Genomic DNA, 22194 nt, shown 5'->3' on the forward strand with positions numbered 1-22194 from the left:
GCGTGCTCAGCTTTTCGTATTAGTCCCTGAGCTGGACGGTGAAGGCCGACGTGCCCGCCTTCACGGGCGTGCCAGTGATCGCGCCGGTGAATCGGTCGAGCGTCAGCCCCTCGGGCAGCGCGCCGCCGGTGACCTGCCAGTCGTAGAAGGGCACGCCCCCTGACCTGGAGCCGCTGGTCGTAGGCGGCGCCCGCCTTGTCGGCCTTGACCGAGGCGGTCTCGATCGAGGGCTTGAGGAACGGGGTCAGCTCCCTGTTCAGCTTCCAGCCGGCGTTCTCCACGATCAGCAGCGTAAGCTTGTGTCAGCGTCGAACACGTCCAGGGCCGGGGCCGCTCGGCGGGCCGCCAGGCCGGGGGTGGGCATGGAGAGCGCGCCCACGAGCCCGGCCAGGACGGTAACAACGGCGTTCTTTTCACCAACGTTCTTTTCACCAAACGTTCTTTTCGCTAAGCGTTCTTTCTCATCAAGCGAATGCCTTCACGTCCAGCAGTCCGACGGAGGCTTGGCCGCTCTGGAGCGCGACCCTGAGCTTGGTGGTGTTCACACCGGTGAACGTCACGTGGTTGTAGGCGTTGAGCGCGGTCGGGTAGGTGCCCGGGATGTCGACGTACGCGGTGCCGTTCCAGTACTGCAGCTTCCAGGAGGCAGGCAGGCGCACGCCGTCGTTGTCGTCGAAGAAGTACACGTCCGCCGACCGGATCGTCTGCGCGGCCGGCCAGGTCAGCTCGGCCCACTGCGCGCCGGTGTTGGGCCAGGTGCCCCAGCGCCGGTTGACGGTGTCGTTGGAGCTCGGCGGGTCGATGCCGTCATTGATCGCCGCGATGCTCTCCCACGGCGAGGTGTACGAGGCGGACGGCGTCGCGCTCGTGGCCAGGTTGACCGGCGTGGGGCCACCGCCGCCGACCTGGAGCTGGAACGACTTGGTCACCGGCGTGCTCCTGCTGTCGTAGTCACGCAGCTGCACGGTGAAGGTCGAGGTCCCGGCCGTCGTGGGCGTGCCGCTGATCGCGCCGGTGAAGCGGTCGAGGCTGAGCCCGGCGGGCAGCGAGCCGCTGGTCACCTGCCAGTCGTAGAACGGGACCCCGCCCTTGGCGGCGAGCGTCTGCTGGTAGCTCTGGCCGGGCGTGGCCTGCGGCAGGGAGGTGGTGGTGATGGAGGGCTTGAGGAACGGGGTCAGGTTGCGGTTCAGCTTCCAGCCCGCGTTCTCGGCCACCAGCAGGGCGAGCTTGGTGAGCATCCACCTGCGGGTCGGGAAGTAGTGCGTCCAACCTCCGCTCTGCCCGCTCAGCCGGTCCCAGTTACGCTGGTCGCCGGGGATGTGGTAGCTGCTGTCGAGCGGCACGGCGTAGCCCATGTAGTCGACGACGTCCGGGTCGTTGCCGCCGCCGCTCACGTAGGAGCGCATCCCGGCCCAGTCGCTGTGGAAGGCCACGGCGTGGCCGTACTCGTGCATGACCAGGCCCTCCACGTCGAGCACCGAGCCGGCGATGTCCGTCTTGTACCAGTCCTCGTCGGCCAGGGAGGTGAACAGCTGCTTGTTCGCCTCGTCATACTCGAAGATCATCGCGGTGGAGCGGTGGAGGGGGCCCGCAACCTGTGCGCCGTTCCTGGTGAAGTACTTGCCGTTGGCGGCGGGGTAGCCGGTCGAGTAGGGCGACTGGATGCCCCGGAAGAAGACGTACATGCCGTTGTAGGCGGCGTTGTTGGTGACCGTGATCTCGTTCTGCCAGTCGTTGCCCGGCAGGTGGTTGTTCTCCGTCCCGGCCGCCACCGTGTCGAAGGGCGTCACGTCGAAGAACCTGAACCAGTCCTTGACAGCCTCCTCGGCGGCGGTCCTGAAGGCCGGGTTGGCGAAGTAACCGGTGACCGTGTCATAGCGGTAGTCGAAGTTGATCGGGATCGTCGGCTGCAGGGCGGTCTTCTCGTCCTGCTGGACCCTGATCGGCATCGACTGCTGGAACGTCGCGCCGCTGCCGTCCCTGATCGCCAGCCGCAGCGTGTGCATCTCGTCCTGGCCCGCGCCGCGCTTGGAGGCGATCTCCAGCTTGAACGTCTTCTGCTCCGACGCGTTCGCGAACGTCAGCGTCTTGGTGGCGCCCGTCGCGGTCAGCTGGCTGGGCAGGTCCATCATCAGCCGGGAGGTGCCCTCGGCCTTGAGGTCGATCGTGACGGGGAACTGGGCGTCCTGCGGGGGTTTAACGGTCAGCTGGATATACGGGTTGGCCAGGTACCCCTCCCAGTCGACCAGCTTGACGCCGTAGGTGTTGACGGTTCTGCCGAACATGTCGATGACCTGGGCCGCCGACAGGGCGTGGGCGGGCTGCACTCCGACGAACAAGGAGCTCAGCAGCAGGAGCGCGACGGTTAATCGCTTCATGATCTGACACCTTTCTGTTCGTAAAACTCAGTTCTTGATGCCGGTGAGCGTGACTCCCTCGATGAAGTAGCGCTGGAGGAAGAAGAACAGGGCCACGATGGGCACGATGACGGCCGCCGAGGCCGCCATCAGGTAGCCCCACTGCGTGATGAAGACGCTCTGGAACGAGGCCAGCCCGAGCGAGAGCGTGTACTTCTCCTCGTCCTGCAGGTAGAGCAGCGGGCCGAGGAAGTCGTTCCAGGTGCCGATGAAGGTGAAGATGGTGACCACGATGATGGCCGGCTTGGACAGCGGCATGACGATCGTCCAGTACACCCGCCACGGCGAGGCCCCGTCGATGTAGGCGGCCTCGTCGAGCTCGAAGGGGATCGTCAGGAAGAACTGCCGCAGCAGGAACACGTTGAACACCCCGCCGCCCGCCCCGGCGAACCAGGCGGGCACGGTGAGCGGGACGAAGGTGTTCAGCGCGCCCAGCTCCTGCCACATGACGAACGTCGGGATGATCGTCACCGCGTACGGCAGCATGACGCCGGTCAGCAGCAGCGCGAAGACGATGTTGCGCCCCTTCCACCGCAGCCGGGAGAAGCTGAAGGCGGCCACCGAGCAGGTGAACACCGTGCCGAGCACGCAGATCACCGCGATGATCACCGTGTTGAGAAGGTAGAGGCCGAACGGCTGGGCGGTGAGCGCCTCGCCGAAGTTCGACCACTGGAACGGGCGCGGGATCCACTCCGGCGGCGCGACGAACATCTGGCTGTCGGTCATCAGCGCGCTGCGCACCAGCCAGACGAACGGCAGCAGCGTCGGGATCGCGCCCGCGGCCAGCGCCACGTACAGCAGCGCCCTGCCGTACCTGCGCGGCCGCCGCAGGCCCTGGGTCGGCGCCACGCCCTTCGCGCGGGTCCTCTCCCGCGCCGCCAGCGTGGTCATCGGGCACCTGCCATCTCGTAGTAGACCCAGCGGCGGGCGTTGCGGAACATCAGGAACGTCACCACCATGATGATCATGAAAAGCACCCAGGCGAGCGCGCTGGCGTAGCCCATCTCGCTCTCGGTGAAGGCCTTGCGGAAGAGGTAGTAGACGTAGAAGAGCGTGGCGTGGTTGGGCCCGCCCTCGGTCATCACGTACGCCTGGTTGAACACCTGGAAGGTGCCGACCACGCCCACCACCAGGTTGTAGAAGATGGTGGGCGTCATCATCGGCAGCGTCACATGCCAGAAGCGGCGCAACGGGCCGCCCCCGTCGATCGACACCGCCTCGTACAGGTGGCGCGGCACGCCCTGCAGTCCGGCCAGGAAGATCACCATGGTGTTGCCGAAGCCCCAGGTGCTCATGATGATCAGCGACGGGATCGCCATCTCCTCGCTGTAGACCCACTGGGAGGTCGGCAGCCCGGCCTGGCGCAGCAGCGAGTTGAGCAGCCCGAAGTCCGGATTGAAGATCCAGATCCAGAGCACCACGTTGGCGATCGCCGGGACCAGCGTCGGCAGGTAGAAGATCGTCCGCCAGAGCGACAGGCCGCGCGCCTTCTGGTTGAGCAGCATGGCGACCGCGAAGCTGACGATCAGCGTGAGCGGCACCGCGCCGAGCGTGTAGTACGTCGTGGCGCTCAGCGACTTCCAGAACAGCTCGTCGTTGACCATCCTGCTGTAGTTGTCCAGGCCGACGAACGACGGGCTGCCGCCGATCTGCCAGTCGGTCAGGCTGAAGAAGAACGAGGCGACCATCGGGCCGATGGTGAAGATGGCGAACCCGAGGATGGCCGGCAACGCCATGAGGATGCCCCACCGCGTCTCGAACCTGCGCATCAGAGCGCCTGCGTGTGCTGCCAGCCCTGCAGCATCCCGGTGATCTTCGGCGCGACCGCCTTGAGGATCTCACCCGCCGGGCGCTTGCCGGACTCGATCTCCTGCAGGGCGGGGGCGAGCACGTCGCTGCTGATCACGGACATGTTCTTGACCCGGTTGCCGAACACAGGCACGCCGTGGTCGCGCGCGAAGTCGACGACCGCGGTCCTGAACTCCGGCGGGTGCTGGTCGTTCTTGATCCAGGAGTCGATGGACGCCTGGTCCTCGTAGTACTTCTTCTCCTGCGGCATCCACAGGCCCTGCTTGTACAGGTCGACGTAGCGCGGGTCGTTGTGGAAGGCGAACAGCTCGACGGCCTCCTCTACATGCTTGGTCCCGGCGAACACCGCCGACGCGCCCGCCACCTGGGTGGCGGTGAACGGCTCCGCGTATTTGGGCAGCACACCGAGGCCGAAGTCGGTCTTGCTCTCGTTCATGTCGAGCAGTGACCAGTGGCCGTCGACCACCATGGCCACGCGCTTGGTCTTGAGCAGGATGTTCGTGCCGGGCACGTCGTCGCCGGTGGCGGCGAGCTGGCCTGGGCCGGGCATGACCCGGTGCTTGTAGATGAGGTCCTGGAGGTTCTGGAACACCTTGATCGCCTCGGGCGAGTCGAGCAGGCACCGCTTGCCGGCCTCGTCGGCGAAGTCGCCGCCGTTGCCGCGCAGGAAGCCGTACCAGGCCGCGCCGTAGGTGATGCTGCTGGAGATGCCGAACTGCTTGATCTGTTTGGGGTCGAAGCCCGACTCGTCGGGATGCTTGCCGTTCTGGTCGATGGTGAGTTTGTAGGCGTTTTGCACCATCTGGTCCCACGTCCAGGCGGAGGCGGCGTCGGCCGGTGGGGGAGCGATACCGGCATCGGCGATGGCCTGCTTGCTGTACCAGAGCAGCTCGACCTCGTTGGCCGTGGCCACGCCGTGCAACTTGTCCTGGCCGTACCAGAGGTAGGCATCGGGCAGATAGCCGGCCAGCTGCGGATACTTCTTCAAGTAGGGGAACAGGTCGACCAACTTGCCCTGCTCGGCCAAGCGGAAGGACATGGCCATCGGCACGTAGCCGACGTCCGGCACCCGGCCGCTGGCCACCAGGGTGTTGAGCTTGACGTCGTACTCGTCGGGGGTGAACAGCGCCTTGACCTTCACGCCCGGCTTCTTCTGCTCGAACTGCCTGAGCATCTTCTCCACGGCCTTCTGCTCGAAGGTGGAGCCCCAGTACATGAACTGCAGTTGTTTGGCGCCGGCCGATCCGCCGCCGCCGCTCCCACACGCGGACGCCGCCGCGCCGAGCGCCGCGAGACCGCCGATCTTGAAGAGGTCACGTCTATTCATGGGGTGATTCCTTTACGCGAGGGGGATCCAGACCCGCATCCCGCGGCCGTCGCGGTTGTCCCACTGGTAGTAGGGGATCGCCGTGGCGGTCACGCGGGAGCCGGTCGAGAGCTCCCCGGGGGGTGTGGTGGTGTACGGCAGGCCGCCCACCGGCTGGCAAACGACTTGGGCGTCGGCCTCGATCAGGACGGTGCGCCCGACGCCGTCGAGGTCGTCCTTGTCCAGGACGCGCAGTTCGGCGCCCGCGGGCAGCGCCAGGTCCGGAAGGTCCACGCCTTCGGCCTGGTCGGCCTGCTCGAAGCAGTAGACGAGCGGCCCGCGCTCGACGGCGACGCATCCCCTGACGGCGTCGACGCGGCGGTGCGGGTGGACGAGCCGGGGCGCCATGTCCAGCTCCAGCTCGACGGTGTCGCCCGCCCGCCACTCGCGGGTCAGCACGACGTAGCCGCGCTCGTCGGGGACGGCCGCCGCCGACTCGCCGTCGACCGTCACCGTGGTGGAGGCGCTCCACGCGGGCACCCGCAGCGCCAGCGACCACGGGGTGCCGGGCGCGCGCTCCACGGTGAACGTGACGCGGCCGTCCCAGGGGTAGTCGGTGGCGACGGCCAGCGCGAGCGCGCCGTCGGTGATGGTCCCCGGCATGTACTGGTGGACGAGCAGGGTGTTCTCGGCGGACGTCGCGACGTGGCCGCCGAGGGAGGAGACGAGCCGCATGATGTTCGGCGGACAGCAGGCGCAGGCGAACCACTCGCGCCGCCGACCGGCGTAGGCTCCTTCGACGTGGTCGTCCCTGCGCTGGAGCGGGTTGACATAGAAGAAGCGGATGCCGTCCGCCGACGTCGAGGCGGCGAAGGCGTTGTAGAGCGTGCGCTCGATCAGGTCGGCGTAGCGGCCGTGGCCGGTGGCCAGGAGCAGCCGCCAGTTCCAGTGGATGCTGGCGATGGCCGCGCAGCTCTCGTTGTAGGCGCGGTCCGGCGGCAGCTCCCAGCGGTCGCCGAACGCCTCGTCGGAGTGGCGGCTGCCCATGCCCCCGGTCAGGTGGGTCTTGGTGGCGACCAGGTCCTCCCAGCGCCGGATCGAGCACTCCAGCAGCGACTCGTCGCCGGTCTCCAGGTAGACGTCGACGATGCCCGCCTCCAGGTACAGCTGGCGCACCGCGTGGCCGACCGCCGTGTCGGCCTCCCTGACCGGCAGGTGGTCCTGGGCGTACAGGATGCCGAGCCCGCTGTCGCGGATGAGCCCCTTGCCCCTGTTGTCGATCAGCTTCGCGGCCAGGTCCAGGTAGGAGCGCTCGCCGGTGACCCGGTAGAGCTCCACCAGCGCCGTTTCGACCTCGGCGTGCCCGTCGATGCCGTCGTTGCCGCCGCGCAGGAAGACCTCCGCCAGGTGGTCGGCGAACTTCCGGGCGACCTCCAGCAGTTCCTTGCCGGTGCCCGCGCGGGTGGCGGCGACGGCCGCTTGGAACAGGTGGCCCGCGCAGTACATCTCGTGGCTGTACTCGAGCTCGGCGTAGATCTTGTCCGGCTTGACGACCTGGTAGTGGGAGTTGAGGTAGCCGTCGGGCCGCTGGGCGCGCTTGAGCACCTCGGCCGCCTGCTCCACGAACTGCGGATACTCCGCAGACGGGCGCCTGGCGTGTTCCCAGGCGACGGCCTCGAGCTGCTTGTACAGGTCGGAGTCCTGGAAGCGGTAGCCGCGGAACTCGCCCTCGCCCGCTTCTCCGGCTCCGGCCAGCCGCAGGTTGGGCAGGCTGCCCGCCTCTTCCATCTGCTCCAGCCCGAGCGGGATGCTCGCCGCGCGGTTGACGCTCTGCCACCGCCCGAACGGACCACCGGTGATCACGACGTCGTGGATGCCCAGCGGCCGCTGCACGGCCTTGGATGCTGCGGTCGGTACGGCAGGGCCGCAGGCCTGGTCCATCGAACTCCTCGCACATGGGGAATAGGCTTTCCTTGGCGAACAGTAAGGTGTTACACATCACTGGTCAACCCTCTGGGTAGTTGGACCGTGACCAGGATGTCGAGGGAGGGAAACCGGTTGTCTGAATTTTCCCAGCGCGCAGTGACCATCCGTGAGGTCGCCGCGGCCGCCGGAGTGTCGATCGGCACGGCGTCCAAGGCGCTCAACGGCCAGGGCCGGCTGCGCGAGGAGACCAGGGCGCGGGTGATCGCCGCCGCCGAGCGTCTGGAGTTCCGGCCGAACACGCTCGCCCGGGGCCTGCTGCACGGCCGTACCTTCACCGTCGGCCTGGTGACGTGCGACAGCTTCGGGCGCTTCAGCATCCCGGTCATGCTCGGCGCCGAGGACGCGCTGGGCGCCGGTCAGATCTCGGTGTTCATGTGCGACACGCGCGACGACCCGATCAGGGAGCAGCACTACGTCGAGCGCCTCCTGGCCAGGCGGGTGGAGGGCATCATCGTCACCGGCCGGCGTACCGAGCCCCGGCCGAGCATCGGCACCGGCCTGCCCGTCCCGGTCGTCTACGCCATGACCCAGTCGACCGAGCCTGCCGACTTCTCGGTGATCCCCGACGACCTGGGCGGGAGCCTCCTGGCCGTACGGCATCTGCTGGCCACCGGGCGGCGGCGGATCGGCCACATCACCGGGCCGCAGCGCTTCCTGGCCGCGCGGACGCGCGCGGCGGGGTTCGCCGACGCCCTGGCGGAGGCGGGGGCGACGGCGGCGGGCGAGACGCTGTTCGGGGAGTGGTCGGAGGAGTGGGGGCGGCAGGGCGCCGACATCCTGCTCCGCACCCAGCCGGACGTGGACGCGGTGTTCTGCGGCAGCGACCAGATCGCCAGGGGGGTCGCCGAGACGCTCAGGGATCGTGGCCGGCGCATTCCCGACGACGTGGCGCTCGTGGGCTTCGACAACTGGGCGCCGATGGCGCTCGGCTCACGGCCGCCGCTCACCACGGTCGACATGAACCTCGGTGAGATCGGGCGGGCGGCCGCCACGCACCTGCTGGACGTGATCGGCGGCGTGCCGCACCAGGGCGGGGTACGGCGGATGCCGTGCAGCCTGGTGCTGCGGGAGTCGACCCGCGCCTGAGGGGCCTTTGGTCAAGCGGTCGGGGCACTCGGACATTCGGAGCGAATCTGGAGTGTCTGGGCAACGTCGGCTGGCGGCCGCGCCACCGGTCCCCTCGCCTGGACCGGCGGGCCGTACGGCCATAAAGGCAGCCGGCCGACTCTGATCGCCATCCTCCCGCCGCGCACCCGCCGTCGCGGCGGCCAAAGGCCGATGGGCGGGCGCATTTCGAATTCAGGAGGTGCCGGTCATTATCGCCGTGGTGATTGCCGGAGCGGCAATCTCAGTGAGCCGCCTCGTACTGCTCCACGATGGTCGCGGCGATACGTCCGCGCTCGCTCACGGGTAGTCCCGCCTGCTTCGCCCACTGGCGAATTTCGGTGGACTTGTCGCGGCTGACCGAGCGTGCCGAGCCGACTCCGCGACGGACCTTACCACCGCGCTCCTTGCGGACCTGACGCGCCTTGACCAGGAACGGGGCAAGGGCTTTGCGCAACTTCTCCTCGTTCTTATCCGACAGGTCGATCTCGTAGGCAAAGCCGTCGAGGCCGAACCGGATTGTGTTCTCGGACGACAAGGCGGATCCGTCGAGGTCGTCAAGGAAGATCTCTTGAATTTGCTTGGCCATGCTGGTGCTCCGAATTCAGAGGCGAGAAGACAATGAGTACTGTAGCGTATGGTGCCGTTGTCCGGCGCACCCCTGGGGCGGTGGATAGCCAGGACAAAGAAAGCTCGCCTAATTGCATAGCGAGCTATTTCATTCCCGCTATCCGGGGCGGTCGCGGCGTCAGTGCGTCGCGGGTCCACGAGCCCAGCACCAACAGCGTTTTGGTGCCCGTGACGTTCCCGGCACGGCGCAGGTGATCGATGACCTGCTGGAGATGACCGAGGTCGCGGACCCGTACGTGGATCAGCGCGTCGGGGTCGCCGGCGATGGTGAAAACGGCCTGAACCTCCGCCACGTCGGTCGCCGTGCGGACGATCTCGCTCACCGGTGTCGTGCCCGCGTAACGCAGTTCGGTGAACGCCTCGATGCCCCATCCGAGCTTGGCGTAGTCGATCTGCACGCTGAAACCGGTGATGACGCCGAGCTCTTTGAGCCGGTCCACCCGGCGCTTGACCGCGGCCACGGAAAGGCCGATCGTGCCCGCCATGTCGGAGAAGGTGCGGCGCCCGTCCTCGCGCAGCAGGCGCAACACCCGATGATCAATGTCATCTATTTCAGGCACGTGGCCACTCCTCGGTTTTTGATGGAAAGAACCATAGCGAAAGAGGCCGAGGTCGCAAAGGTTTTGCGTCTTTGTCGTGTCTTCTTGGTCGATACTTGCGCGATGCCCGCCCGCGTTGCTGTGCTGGGGTCTCCACGAACCCCAGGGAGGCCCGCATGAGCGTCACCCTCGACGACAAGTACACGGCCGCGGACGGTCGCGTGCTCATGTCGGGCCTGCAGGCCCTCGTCCGGCTGACGCTCGAACAGCGCCGCCTGGACCAGGACCGCGGGCTCGACACGCGCGTGTTCGTCTCCGGCTACCCGGGCTCGCCGCTGGCCGGCGTCGACCTGGAGATGGGCCGGGCCGCCCGGCTGCTCGACCCCGCGGGCGTCGTCGTCCGTCCGGCGCTCAACGAGGAACTGGCCGCCACCGCCGTGGCGGGAACCCAGCTCCTGGAGCGCCTGCCCGGCCGGCGCCACGACGGCGTGACCGGCTTCTGGTACGGCAAGAGCCCCGGCCTCGACCGCGCCGCCGACGCAATCCGGCACGGCAACCTGGCCGGCACCGCCGCGCTCGGCGGCGCGGTGGCCTGGATCGGCGACGACCCCGGTAGCAAGTCCTCGACCGTGCCCAGCACCTGCGAGCCGATGTGCCAGAGCCTGTGCGTGCCGCTGCTCGCGCCGGGCTCGGTGGCGGAGATCATCGAGTTCGGGCTGCACGCGGTCGCCCTCTCGCGCGCCAGCGGCCTGTGGACCGGCCTGAAGATCGTCGCCGACCTGGCGGACGCGTCGGCCACCGTCGACCTCGGCTCGCTGCGTGACGGCATCCCCGCCCCGGACCACCCGAGCCGCCCCACCCCGGCCGCCCTGGTCGGCCCGGCCGCGCTGGACGCCGAGCACGACATGCTGACCCGGCGGCTCGACCTGGCCCGCGACTACGCCCGCGCGCACGGCCTGAACCGGGTGGTGGCCGGCTCGTCGCACGCCCGCCTGGGCATCGTCGCCTCCGGCGCGTCCTTCGCGGTGGTACGCCGGGCACTGGCCGACCTCGGGCTGGACGAGACCGCGATCGAGGACCTGGGGCTGCGGCTGATCCGGCTCGGCATGCCGTACCCGCTGGCGCCCGCCGACCTGGCCGCCATGACCGCGGACCTCGACCGGGTGCTCGTGGTGGAGGACAAGGTGCCGTTCCTGGAGGGGCAGCTGAAGCAGGCGCTGTACGACGTCGCCCGCACCCCCGCCGACCGCGACCCCGCCCCCAGCACCCCCGTCGCCGCCCGCAGCACCCCCGCTGTCGTCGGGCGCGAGCTGCTCACCCCCCGCGGCACGCTCGGCGCGGAGGACGTGGCCAAGGCGCTGGCCACCTTCGCCGACACGCTGCCACGGACCACCGTCCACCTGGCTCCCGCCCGGAAGCCGCAGCCGCGCCGCCTGCTGCCGCTGGTCGCCGCGCGCACGCCGTACTTCTGCTCGGGCTGCCCGCACAACACCTCCACCCGTACGTCGGACAGCACGCTGGTCGGCGTCGGCATCGGCTGCCACGCCATGATCGCCCTGGACGGCGCCGGCCGCGGCAACCAGGTCGGCCTCACCCAGATGGGCGGCGAGGGCGCCCAGTGGATCGGCCTGGCCCCCTTCACCGACGACCGGCACTTCGTGCAGAACCTCGGCGACGGCACCTTCCACCACTCCGGCTCGCTGGCCGTCCGGGCCGCCGTCGCGGCCGGGGTGCGGATCACGTACAAGCTGCTCTACAACGACGCGGTCGCCATGACCGGCGGCCAGCGCGCGGAGGGCCGCCTCGACGTGCCCGCGCTGACGCGGTCGCTGGCCGCCGAGGGGGTCCGCCGGATCGTGATCACCACCCCCGAACCGGAGACCTACCGGGGTGTCCGGCTCGCGCCGATCGCCACCGTACGGCACCGCGACGGGCTGGCGGCGGCCGAGAAGGAGCTGGCCGAGCTCGACGGGGTGAGCGTGCTCATCCACGACGACCGGTGCGCGGCCGACGAACGCCGCCTGCGCAAGCGCGGCAAACTGCCCGTACCGGTGGAGAAGGTCGTGGTCAACGAGCGGGTCTGCGAGGGCTGCGGCGACTGCGGCGAGGTGTCGACCTGCCTGTCGGTGCAGCCCGTGGAGACCGTGTACGGCCGCAAGACCCGGATCCACCAGCCGTCCTGCAACTCCGACCTGAGCTGCCTCAAGGGTGACTGCCCGTCATTCCTGCTGGTCAAGCCGGGCAAGGCACGGCCAGCCCCGGAGCTTCCGGTGGATCGTGGACCACGGCCGGTCCCGGAGCTTTCGGCGGATCGTGGACCACGGCCGATCCAAGCACTCGGTGCACGGCCGGTTCTGGAGCTTCCGGTGGAACTCACCGAGCCGGTCGTTCGCTTCCCCGATCGTGAGGTGTTGCTGCGGATGCCCGGCATCGGCGGCACGGGCGTCGTGACGGTCTCGCAGATCCTGCAGATGGCGGCCCACCTCGACGGCCTGCACGCGGCCGGCCTCGAACAGACCGGCCTGGCGCAGAAGGGCGGACCGGTCGTCAGCGACGTCCGCGTCTCCCCGCACCCGATCGCCGGCTCCCCGAAGGCGTCGCACGGCACCGCCGACGTACTGATCGGCTTCGACCTGCTCGGCGCGGCGGCCGACACGAACCTGGCGGTCGCCGCGCCGGACCGTACCGTCGCCGTGGTCAGCAGCGCCGTCGTGCCGACCGCCGCCATGGTGACCGGCCGCGTCACCGTACCGGACTCGCCCGCCGACGCGATCACCCGCGTCGAGTCGGCCACCCGGAGCGCCGACAACCTCTACCTCGACGCCCACGGGCTCGCCGAGGCGCTGTTCGGCGACCACATGCCCGCCAACATGCTGCTCGTCGGTGCCGCGTACCAGCACGGCTGCCTGCCGGTGTCCGCCGAGGCCGTCGAACGGGCCATCCGGCTCAACGGGGCCGCGGCCGAGCAGAACCTCGCGGCGTTCCGCTGGGGCCGGGCCGCCGTCGCCGACCGCCAGGCGGTGCTGGCGGCCGTGGAGACTCCCGCTCCGCAGGCCGAGACGTTCGATCAGGCCCTGGCCACGCGGATCGCCGACCTGACCGGCTACCGCGACGCGGCCTACGCCACGCGGTACGCCGAGGACGTGCGCCGCGTGGCCGCGCTCGCCGCCGACCGCGCGGGGGAGGAGGCCGCCGCGCCGATCGCCCTCGCCTACGCCAAGGGGCTGCACAAGCTCATGGCCTACAAGGACGAGTACGAGGTCGCCCGGCTGCACCTGGACCCGGCCGAGCGAACCAGACGGGAGCGCGAGTACGGCGCTGACGCCGTCGTGTCGGTGCTGCTGCACCCGCCGCTGCTCCGGGCGCTGGGCATGAAACGCAAGATCAGGCTGCGCCGCTCGGCGAACGTCGTCTTCCGCGTGCTGCGCGCCGCCAGGTTCCTGCGGGGTACGCCGTTCGACGTGTTCGGGTACGCAGGAGTACGCCGCGTCGAGCGGGCGATCATCACCGAGTACCGTGACCTGATGCGTGACGCTCTCGCCCGGCTGAGCCCGGCGACCGCCGACGCCGTGGCCGCGATCGCGGCGCTGCCGGAGGCGGTTCGCGGGTATGAGGACATCAAGCTCGCGCGGGTCGCGGAGTTCCGCGATCGCGCCAGGACCGCCCTCGCGCAGCTGAGCGAGCCCACCGGACCCCGCTCTCTGGAGAGAACGTGACCGTCGACCGCTTGCTGCCCAGCCCTCTGGAGAGAACGTGACCGTCGACCGCCTGCTGCCCACCCAGGACGCCGAGGACCTCATCGCCCTCACCCGGGACATCGCCGACAAAGAGCTGGCGAGCCGGGTCGATGAGCATGAGCGCGCCGAGACCTATCCGGAGGGCCTGTTCGCCACGCTCGGCGCCGCCGGACTGCTCGGCCTGCCGTACCCGGAGGAGCTCGGCGGCGGCGGCCAGCCGTACGAGGTCTACCTGCAGGTGCTGGAGGAACTGGCGGCCCGCTGGGCCGCCGTCGCGGTGGCCACCAGCGTGCACACCCTGGCCTGCTTCCCCGTGGCCACCTACGGCACGCCCGAGCAGCGCGAACGCTGGCTGCCCGACATGCTGGCGGGCCGGTTGGTCGGCGGCTACAGCCTGTCCGAACCCCAGGCCGGATCCGACGCCGCCGCCCTCACCTGCAAGGCGGAGAAGGTCGAGAACGGCTACCGCATCACCGGCAACAAAGCGTGGATCACCCACGGCGGCAAGGCCGACTTCTACGCCCTGTTCGCCCGCACGGGACAGGGCAGCCGCGGCATCTCCTGCTTCCTGGCCCCCGGCGCGGCCGACGGCCTGACCTTCGGCCGCCCGGAGGAGAAGATGGGCCTGCATGCCATCCCCACCACCAGCGCGCACTGGGACGGCGCCGTCATCGAGGCCGACCGCCTGCTCGGCGAGGAGGGCCAGGGCCTGCCGATCGCCTTCAGCGCCCTGGACTCCGGCCGCCTCGGCATCGCCGCCTGCGCGACCGGCCTCGCCCAGGCCGCACTGGACGCCTCAGTCGCCTACGCCAAGGAACGCCAGACGTTCGGCCGCAAAATCATCGACCACCAGGGCCTGGGGTTCCTGCTCGCGGACATGGCGGCGGCCGTGGACTGCGCCCGCGCCACGTACCTGGACGCCGCCCGCCGCCGCGACGCCGGCCGTCCGTACGGACGACAGGCCAGCGTCGCGAAGCTGGTGGCTACGGACGCCGCGATGAAGGTCACGACGGACGCGGTGCAGGTGTTCGGGGGGTATGGGTACACGCGTGAGTTTCGGGTGGAGCGGTACATGCGCGAGGCCAAAATCATGCAGATCTTCGAGGGCACGAACCAGATCCAACGCCTGGTAATCAGCCGAGACCTGGCCCGCTGACCCTGACCTGCCTCGCGCCCACCCGTTACCCGATTCGGTGGTTGCCCGTCTGATGCCCGCCCCGCCAAAAAGGGCCTCCGCTTCGCTCTGGGCGCTCTTTTGGGGGCGCCTTCGGCGCACAACGGGCTTCGCTTGGGGGCGCTTCGCGCCTTCAGGGCTCAGGCGCTGCTTCCAGTCGGGCCAAAGCCCCGACCCCTGAAGGGCCTCGCTGCGCTCGGACGCCCCTCCCAGGCAGGCTTCGCCTGCACAGCCCTTGTCGACCTTGGCCGACCCGAGACAGACAGCAGGTGCGAACTCGCGATTGTGTGTAGTCCACGGTCGTGCTCTCCAAGGAGCGTTGTAGAGCCAGACGCTGCCCAGATCCCAGGCCTTGGACGTTCGTGGATTTGCCACCCGCCGCAGCGGTGTTTTCTAGGCACCCACTCGGTTTGCCAGTTCCCGCAGCTCAGTCGGCGCGGGATCCTGCATCGACAACAGATCCGTGAGGGCTTGTCACGGCCAGGATCCCTCGCGTGGCCGCACAGCTGAAAGGGAATCCGCGCAACGGAACTCGGCCGGAAGTAACAGAGAAGAGACACGGAAGCCCCGGCTGCGAGGCTCTCTGTGCAATCAAGAAAGGATGAGTGGCTTCAGGATGTGGAACAAGGTGAGGAATGTGGCGGTCGCGGTGTCGGCGGCGGCCGCCGTCGGCGCGTTCGTACCGGCTCCGGCCAGCGCCGACGTCTGGGAATACGTCGCGGCCTATCCGCTCACCACTGCGGGCTACAACAAGTGCATGGTCGAGGGCAAGCAGTGGCAGGGGAGTTGGCGGTGCCGCAAAATGACGGGTGAGCACTGGTCGCACAAGAAGTCGGACTACCACCTCGAGATCCTCAAGTAGCGTCTCGCGCTACGGCTTCCTGGCCACGCCGGAGCGGGAGTTCCTCCCCGGGGGCGAGGGGCCAGGCATGCGCTCGTCCGGGTGCCATTCGGGGAAGTGCACCACGCCGGGCTTCCTAAACCAGGTGGCCGTATCGCCGGCGCCGTGGGCGAGACCGAGACTGTGCGGGCGTGCGCGAAAACGTGGACCGCGTGCAAAGCTGGCCCGTACGCCCTGCTTGGCGAGCCAATCCAGGCAGGCTTCGCCTGCACAGCCCTTGTCGACCTTGGCCGACCCGAGATGGACGGCAGGTGCGAACTCGCGATTGTGTGTAGTCCACGGTCGTGCTCTCCAAGGAGCGTCGTAGAGCCAGACGCTGCCAACTCCCAGACCTTGGACGTTCGTGGATTTGCCCGCCCGCCGCAGCGGTGTTTTCTAAGCACCCACTCGGTCTGCCAGTTCTCGCAGTTCAGTCGACGCCGGATCCTGCATCGACAACAGATCCGACGCGAGTTGCCGCACGATCCGGTGGTTACGGATCTGTTCCGGAGTGATGGCCTCAGCTTCAAGGAGCTGGGCCACCGCCTCATCAACCTGACGACGCTGCGCATGCGCGCGAGCCAGATCAACGGCCAGCCGCGCCCGCCGCTCTGCCGATAGCGTCGAGGCGTCTACTGCGGCTCCGACGCGTAGCGCGTGACCGGCGTCGCCCACTTCCACCGCTACGGCCACCTCATGCAGCGCCACATTGGCCGGGCCGAACTCAGTGTTGTAGTCGTTGCGCCCCTCGCCAACGCGCGCCGCCATCTCACGGGCTCGCGACAGGTGCTCGTAGGCCACGTCGGCCTGATTGAGCCGCGAGGCCGCCACCGCCCGCTGCAAGGTCAGCCCGCCCCACAGCGACATTGCTTCCACGCTGCCCTGATCGGTCAGGGGCCACAGCGCCTCAGCAGCCGTACGTGCTGTCTCCTCCACCTGATCGAAGTGACGCGCCCCCAGGAACACGAACCCCAGCCGGAACGCCCCCGCCGCCATCAGCAACGGGTTGCCTGCCCGCTCGGCCGCGCCGATGGCCCGATCCGCCGCGATCCACGCCGCATCCGGCTCGCCCAGCTTGGCCAGCGATGCCGAGCATGCCTGATAGGTCACCGCCAGCAGTTCGAACAACTCGGCCTGGCGTTCGGCGGGCGCGGATCGCACCGCGCTCTCCAAGGTGGGCACTAGGCCGCGCAGCAACTCGGTCAGTTCGACATAGCGGCTCTGATGCGTCAGCTCCCACGCGTGATCTACCTGTGGCTTGAACTGGTCAGTGGCCGGCGCGGGCGTGGTGTGCAACGTGGCCTGCAAGGAGTGGGCGCCGGACAACACCAGTCGCAGCCCGGCCGTTCCCGGCATCTCCTCATTGGTGGCGGCGACCAGGGGCGCTTCGGCGGCCAGTTCCGACAGCGGCACATCCAGCGTCTCGGCGACTTTCTCCAGCACGGACATGCGATCGACCTTGCGCACGCCCCGCTCCACTTGCGAGATCCACGCCACCGACCGATCCACCAGTCGCGCCAACTCGGCCTGCGACAGGCCGCGCCGCTTACGCTCTTGAGCGATACGTCGTCCGAGCGCCCGCTGATACTCCATGCTCACGGCGTCGTGCCCTTCCCGCTCTGCAGTTCCACCCAGTCGACTTCAACCGAGGCCAGCAACTCGTCGCGAGCCGCCAGGAAGTGCCTGGTGTGCTCGGTCTGCTCGTGGGCGTCGAAGGCGTCGCGGTCCCGGTACAGCTCGTAGAAGATCCGCTGGAGCGGCTGACCGTCCACCCGGTGCGAGGCGTACACGATCGTTCCGGGCTCGTGCTGGCGGATCGCCTCGATTGTCTCACCGACGAGCGTGTCGAACGCCGTCGCGCTCGCGTCGTCCTTGCAGGTGAAACGGACCATTAGTCCGAACATATGCACCCTCCTGGGTCACCGCCGACGGCTGGGATACCGGCCTCTTTACTCGACCAGTACTTATTGTGCGGTGCAAGTACACCAAGTCGCTTGTACTTGAAGTATAGCACCAGTACTTTTAGTACCGATAGCTGTTGGCAGTGCTCTGACCTGCATGAACGCGAGGAAGTCGCAATGTCCCCAGCGCTGAACAGCCCCAGAGAGATCCACCGGTGGTGTCGCAACTTCCCCGGCACAAAAGACCAGATCCGCCAGGCACGCCAGTTCGTCGCCAGCTACCTGGGTGGCCGCCCCGAAGCCGACACCGCCCAACTGATCGTCTCCGAACTGGCCACCAACGCCGTCCGACACACCCGCAGCGGACACCCCGGCGGACGATTCGGCGTCACGATCCACGCAGGAAGCACCCTCTTGATCCTTGCCGTCCTCGACGAAGGCGCTCCCACCACTCCACACCTGCGTCAGGCCGAAGACGACGACCAGGGCGGGCGCGGTCTGCACCTGGTGGAGACCCTGGCCATCCGCTGGGGCGTCCACGGCGACGAGGCCGGCCGCACCGTCTGGGTACTCATACCTCTCACATCCGTGAACCCGGCCGCATGACCGACTGCCTGGCCCCACACCTTCCACCGCCGCAGCCGGGCTGCGTCCGACTGGTCTGGCTCAGCCCTCGCAACGAGCCGCGATACAGAGCACTCGCCTGGACCTGCCACTGCGCTGACGTCACCTTCGAACTGTGCGCCGCCGGCGGCCAAACCTTCCTCCGCCGCACCGACTCGAGCACTGGGAAGATCTGCGAAACCCATCGCATGAGCATGCGAGAGGGAGAGGTCACATGGCAGGCCCTACTCTCAGGTCGCGCACGGTAGGAGCAGACGCGGCTCGACCCTGAGCAATGCGCTCAAACGCAATCCAAGATCATCAAGGCTCATCTCGCTCAGTCTCCAGGCGGACAGCAGAAGTAGGCGAAGAACAACCACGACCAGCATGAGCACTAGCGAGGCGGACGATGCCGCCAACAGAGCCGCAGAAGAGCAGCAGATGACTCGGGGCTCCGCCCCGACCCTCCTCGGAGATAAGGAGGGCGCATGGCTGAGCTGGAAGGGCGATCACGTCCTCACTGGCCACCACAAGGAACGCCAGACCAGCCATCCGAGGTCAAGTCGTCGTGTGTGTCGCACGTCGGGCAATCAGCGGTCGCGGAAGGTCAGCGGGAGACAGGTACACGCAAACGACGGCTTAACTCCGGTCGTCCGGCCCGGCATGGCGGAGCCTGCCCGACGAGATGACCACCAAGGCCGGATCCGCCGCAGCCGTCTACCTTACCAGCTTCGAACGCACCTGGACTATAGCCCAGCCCTACCCCGGCCAGCACTGAGACACCTACGAACAGCCACTACCGGACAGCGCTGAAAGCAACTTATCTACACGTCATTAAAGGCGGCTCGCCTGCGGCGATCCGCCGCGCGTTCGGGTGATCGCTGGCCGCGCTGCGGCTCTCCGGCTGGTCGTGGCCAGCACCGCCCACGCGCCAACGTCCACGGACAACAGCCGATCATGCGGTGACCCGCACGCCTCCGACGGATGATGAAATGGATTCAATGATGCTCAGAACGCATTCCGAACTTACCGCATGACTGACGGCGACGGAGCACACCAGCTGATCGTCCCAGGTTTAGACGCTTCGGCCCCAGTTGGCCTGGCCGTTCGCGACCAGAAAGCATAAGAATGTCGGACGCGACCAGATAGAGAGGGTGTGGGCCGCCGCCGACCGAGCCAAGTACGGCATGGACTGGAAAACTCACCTTGGCCGCCTGAATAGAATTAGCCACCAAGGTCCCGGCAGTCTCCAAACGCACCTGTTCACGCTTGGCTCGCGCCGCCGGGGTCAGACCACCACCATCCGGATAAAGCATCTCACCGGCATACTCCCGAACCCCGCCGTAAGCACGCAACCGCACAGTGATACCTCAGGCCTTCAACCTCTTGTGAGTCCTCGAGGCTGAGCCCTGCTCGATAAGGACGTATTGCTTAACCCCACTCCCATAACTTTCCGGAATCGGCTTGTGAAGCGTCGGCCGGCCTGTCCTGCTGCTAGACAGCTGTATTCTGCACAATCGACGTCACACCGTTAGCGATTATCTATCGCGATAGCCATGAAAAATTACTCGACGCCTCCCATTCCCGGCAGCATCACGTATTCGAGAGACATGACTCGTGATTGTATTAGCTGGGAGATCACGAATATTGAAATAGGCGAAGGATAACACTTCCTCTGATGTCGTCGGAGTTCGTGCGCCTATACTGCACCTGAACAGAACAATGATGCTCGGACGGCTAGTCACTTGAGTTTCGTTGAGATTGTTTGAGGAGTAAATGCCCACTAGACGCCAATGGGCGCAGGAAACCCCTATTTCCTCAAGCAATTCTCGACGCAATGCATCTTCGACTGTTTCATTATACTCAACAATTCCTCCTGGGAGGCACCACAAATGATTATCTGCGCGCAGCGTAAGGAGAATGCGGTGATGACTGCAAAAAATAGCAGCATTAACAGCGACAATCGGATATTGCATTACCTATCCGCTCCAGCCAATGCTTCAGACGGGTCGCTAATGGGTCCACCCTTCATCATCCACCCCGTCCAACTTCTCTTTCAAGCCATTGCATCGTCACATCTCTCGCTACCCTAAATGAATCGGGAGGGTAAGCAAAACTATGCCCTGCTCCTGGAATTATGACTAGCTTCGAGGGCTGTCCTGCTGCTTGGTGCGCTTTTCGCGACAATTCCACTGAGGCGGTTTCATCAGCGTCCCCATGCACCAGCAAGCACGGAACGTTGGCATCGCGGAGCGCGGAATATGTATCTCGCCCCTTCAATGAGAGGAGGAAAGGCAAACCAATGCGATATTCATGATCGTACGTGAACCCCTTTGTAACAATCGCGGGCCCTAGCCTGGATGTATAGCGTTCGTATAGCTCTGCAGATAGGCACCAGAGGACAAGAGAAGAGATATCGGAGCGCTGAGCCGCAACGTGAGTTGCAACTGCACTCCCCAAACTATTTCCAAGAAGCAAGAGTCGTTGATCAGGAAAAATCCTCGAGAAATGATTGATTACGGCGTGCAGATCCGCCATATATGTTTCGAAAGTTACTTCTTCCGTGCTTAGATCGCTGTAACCCCAACCTCGATAGTCGAAAAGAATGCAACTATATCCATGTCTCGCCAGTTCATTTGACATCCGCACAAATCTGCGCCCCCCCTCGATGCCACTGCTAATGAATCCATGCGAGAAAATAATTGTTGCCACCCTAGCAGCATCTTTCGGTGGCTGGATGACTTGCACATGAACGTAGGTTTTATCAGCAACCAGCAGCCTAAAATGTCCTTTTACAAGCCTCATAGGTAATCTCTCTCAGGATGCAAAATCAGTCAGGTAAGCTCATGCAGCCATAAACGCTGCTGCCAAGTATCCAGCTATAAACGCTCCTTGTAACTTCCGGACATTATTTGTGAAGTGTATATGATCTGCATATAAGGGTTCGTCTCTGATGTCCTTGCAGAACTGATATAAGTCTATGATGCGCGCGCCGTGCCCACGGGCTATGGTGTCGGCGATTGCGTTATATGCCTGCACATCCGAATCGTGGCGCTTATAATCATTTTTGATAGCATTATGTCTCGCATCATCGACTGGCGTTGTCCTTATCCAAACTATCTGATCGCCGATATCCGCAGCCAATATAAAAAGTCTTTCTAGATTTGTCTTGTATTGCAAAATTGGGACCTGACGAGAACCATTTCGATCGCGAATGTCCCATAGGCCACAGTTAAGTAAAAGTATTCCCCATCTCATCTGCTGAGATTGACATCGACCCAGATAGGTGAGAACCATACTAGAATCCTGGCCATTTGAACCCTCTACATTCTTAATGGCTCCAATGGTTTCCGTCTTACGGCTGTAGTCGCACCAGCTTGCTACGTGAGCCTCAAGATACGGACCATAATGCATTGATATACTATCTGCCACTACATGAAGAGTAGACATTTCTTCTCCGGGAGATCTCGTGGTACTCGCACCTAAAGCCGGCGCAGTTTTCCTTTTTTCATGAATGGGCGGCGATAAGCTTCGCCAGACTAGACACCTCCTCAGAATTCCTGATACCGATCTGGATCGCTGGATTCTGAGCCCATATAGTTGCGGTGGGAATGTCCCGCGTCACCACTGCGCCGGCGCCAATCACCGCGTAATCCCCAACCACAACGCCGCCTATCACAGATGACTCGCGCCCAATCAACACTCCGTCGCCCACACGGGGGGACGGCTCGATGTATCCAGGAAGGCCGGCCTTGAATCGATGCATAAGGTGACCAAGGACCGAGGCTCCGTGTCCAATGTAGCTACGATTACATACCGTGCCAGCAAGGCGACAGCCACGCCCCACATGAGCAGCGGCCATAATTTGAGTGCCTGTTAGGATTCGCGTCTTTTCGCCAATTGAACACTCTTCTCTTAATTGCACATTGTGAGCGATATCCACTGCTCTCTCTAAGTTGGAACCACTATATATAACTGTTCCAGAACGAATAAAAGAATATGGCCCAATCCGTGTGGGTGACGTAACGCATTGATCGATCAAAGAGTCAAATGAGTCAAAAATATTTCCCATCTCAAGATTTTCCCTAAGTAATTCTTGCTCGCGCGG

Annotated in this window: 18 protein-coding genes and 1 pseudogene; 5 read left to right on the plus strand and 14 right to left on the minus strand. The window is 66.0% G+C overall.

Annotation, left to right across the window (positions count from 1 at the left end):
• Window positions 1-19: 19 nt before the first annotated feature.
• From AB0J16_RS53970 to AB0J16_RS53995, 6 genes and pseudogenes are all read right to left on the minus strand, one after another.
• A pseudogene (locus AB0J16_RS53970) lies at window positions 20-172 on the minus strand (Ig domain-containing protein); the annotation flags it as partial.
• A gap of 292 nt (window positions 173-464) precedes the next feature.
• The gene (locus tag AB0J16_RS53975; RefSeq protein WP_358555367.1) at window positions 465-2378 is read right to left on the minus strand and encodes an Ig domain-containing protein; all 1914 of its coding nucleotides are present in this window, start codon (window positions 2376-2378) and stop codon (window positions 465-467) included.
• Between the two features lie 27 nt (window positions 2379-2405).
• Complete coding sequence (locus AB0J16_RS53980) at window positions 2406-3308, minus strand: carbohydrate ABC transporter permease (protein ID WP_358555370.1); 903 nt, start codon at window positions 3306-3308, stop codon at window positions 2406-2408.
• On the minus strand, window positions 3305-4186 hold the full coding sequence (locus tag AB0J16_RS53985; protein WP_358555373.1) for a sugar ABC transporter permease: 882 nt from the start codon (window positions 4184-4186) through the stop codon (window positions 3305-3307). Before AB0J16_RS53985 ends, AB0J16_RS53980 begins: the two co-directional genes overlap by 4 nt.
• Complete coding sequence (locus AB0J16_RS53990; protein WP_358555376.1) at window positions 4186-5553, minus strand: extracellular solute-binding protein; 1368 nt, start codon at window positions 5551-5553, stop codon at window positions 4186-4188. The genes AB0J16_RS53985 and AB0J16_RS53990 overlap by 1 nt, the downstream gene beginning before the upstream one ends.
• Window positions 5554-5565: 12 nt before the next feature.
• On the minus strand, window positions 5566-7473 hold the full coding sequence (locus AB0J16_RS53995) for a beta-L-arabinofuranosidase domain-containing protein (RefSeq protein WP_358555380.1): 1908 nt from the start codon (window positions 7471-7473) through the stop codon (window positions 5566-5568).
• Window positions 7474-7614: 141 nt separating this feature from the next.
• Between AB0J16_RS53995 and AB0J16_RS54000 the strand changes: the two genes are divergently transcribed.
• Window positions 7615-8604, plus strand: coding sequence for a LacI family DNA-binding transcriptional regulator (locus AB0J16_RS54000; protein ID WP_358555383.1), 990 nt, complete (start codon window positions 7615-7617; stop codon window positions 8602-8604).
• Window positions 8605-8866: 262 nt separating this feature from the next.
• On the opposite strand, the gene AB0J16_RS54005 is transcribed toward AB0J16_RS54000, so the two are convergent.
• Together AB0J16_RS54005 and AB0J16_RS54010 are read right to left on the minus strand one after the other, a co-directional pair.
• Window positions 8867-9211 (minus strand): Lsr2 family protein, encoded by a 345-nt coding sequence (locus AB0J16_RS54005; protein WP_214643165.1) that lies wholly within the window; start codon window positions 9209-9211, stop codon window positions 8867-8869.
• 124 nt (window positions 9212-9335) lie between these two features.
• The gene (locus AB0J16_RS54010) at window positions 9336-9812 is read right to left on the minus strand and encodes an Lrp/AsnC family transcriptional regulator (RefSeq protein WP_357952786.1); all 477 of its coding nucleotides are present in this window, start codon (window positions 9810-9812) and stop codon (window positions 9336-9338) included.
• 95 nt (window positions 9813-9907) lie between these two features.
• Between AB0J16_RS54010 and AB0J16_RS54015 the strand changes: the two genes are divergently transcribed.
• The 3 genes from AB0J16_RS54015 to AB0J16_RS54025 all read left to right on the plus strand — a co-directional run bounded on the left by AB0J16_RS54015 (window position 9908) and on the right by AB0J16_RS54025 (window position 15564).
• Window positions 9908-13507 carry an indolepyruvate ferredoxin oxidoreductase family protein gene (locus AB0J16_RS54015; RefSeq protein ID WP_358555386.1) on the plus strand — a complete coding sequence of 1200 codons (3600 nt, stop codon included), beginning with the start codon at window positions 9908-9910 and terminating at the stop codon, window positions 13505-13507.
• A 37-nt stretch (window positions 13508-13544) separates the two neighbouring features.
• Window positions 13545-14684 carry an acyl-CoA dehydrogenase family protein gene (locus AB0J16_RS54020; RefSeq protein WP_358555389.1) on the plus strand — a complete coding sequence of 380 codons (1140 nt, stop codon included), beginning with the start codon at window positions 13545-13547 and terminating at the stop codon, window positions 14682-14684.
• A gap of 655 nt (window positions 14685-15339) precedes the next feature.
• Entirely contained in the window at window positions 15340-15564 is a 225-nt protein-coding gene (locus AB0J16_RS54025) for a hypothetical protein (protein WP_358555392.1), read from the plus strand.
• A 414-nt stretch (window positions 15565-15978) separates the two neighbouring features.
• Here AB0J16_RS54025 and AB0J16_RS54030 read toward each other — a convergent pair whose 3' ends face one another.
• Together AB0J16_RS54030 and AB0J16_RS54035 are read right to left on the minus strand one after the other, a co-directional pair.
• The gene (locus AB0J16_RS54030) at window positions 15979-17175 is read right to left on the minus strand and encodes a helix-turn-helix transcriptional regulator (protein WP_358555498.1); all 1197 of its coding nucleotides are present in this window, start codon (window positions 17173-17175) and stop codon (window positions 15979-15981) included.
• Between the two features lie 2 nt (window positions 17176-17177).
• Entirely contained in the window at window positions 17178-17474 is a 297-nt protein-coding gene (locus tag AB0J16_RS54035) for an antibiotic biosynthesis monooxygenase (RefSeq protein ID WP_358555395.1), read from the minus strand.
• 186 nt (window positions 17475-17660) lie between these two features.
• On the opposite strand from AB0J16_RS54035, the gene AB0J16_RS54040 reads away from it, so the two are divergent.
• Window positions 17661-18089, plus strand: a complete 429-nt coding sequence (locus AB0J16_RS54040; RefSeq protein ID WP_358555397.1) for an ATP-binding protein — start codon at window positions 17661-17663, stop codon at window positions 18087-18089.
• A gap of 1535 nt (window positions 18090-19624) precedes the next feature.
• Here the strand turns inward: AB0J16_RS54040 and AB0J16_RS54045 are convergent.
• From AB0J16_RS54045 to AB0J16_RS54060, 4 genes are all read right to left on the minus strand, one after another.
• Window positions 19625-20062, minus strand: a complete 438-nt coding sequence (locus AB0J16_RS54045; protein ID WP_358555400.1) for an NUDIX domain-containing protein — start codon at window positions 20060-20062, stop codon at window positions 19625-19627.
• A gap of 55 nt (window positions 20063-20117) precedes the next feature.
• Entirely contained in the window at window positions 20118-20891 is a 774-nt protein-coding gene (locus AB0J16_RS54050) for an alpha/beta fold hydrolase (protein WP_358555403.1), read from the minus strand.
• Between the two features lie 39 nt (window positions 20892-20930).
• A complete protein-coding gene (locus AB0J16_RS54055) occupies window positions 20931-21518 on the minus strand; it encodes an SGNH/GDSL hydrolase family protein (protein ID WP_358555406.1) in 588 nt (195 codons plus the stop codon).
• 76 nt (window positions 21519-21594) lie between these two features.
• A complete protein-coding gene (locus AB0J16_RS54060; protein WP_358555501.1) occupies window positions 21595-22158 on the minus strand; it encodes a hypothetical protein in 564 nt (187 codons plus the stop codon).
• Window positions 22159-22194: the final 36 nt, after the last annotated feature.

It is taken from the genome of Nonomuraea sp. NPDC049750 (assembly GCF_040659625.1).
Classification (GTDB): domain Bacteria; phylum Actinomycetota; class Actinomycetes; order Streptosporangiales; family Streptosporangiaceae; genus Nonomuraea.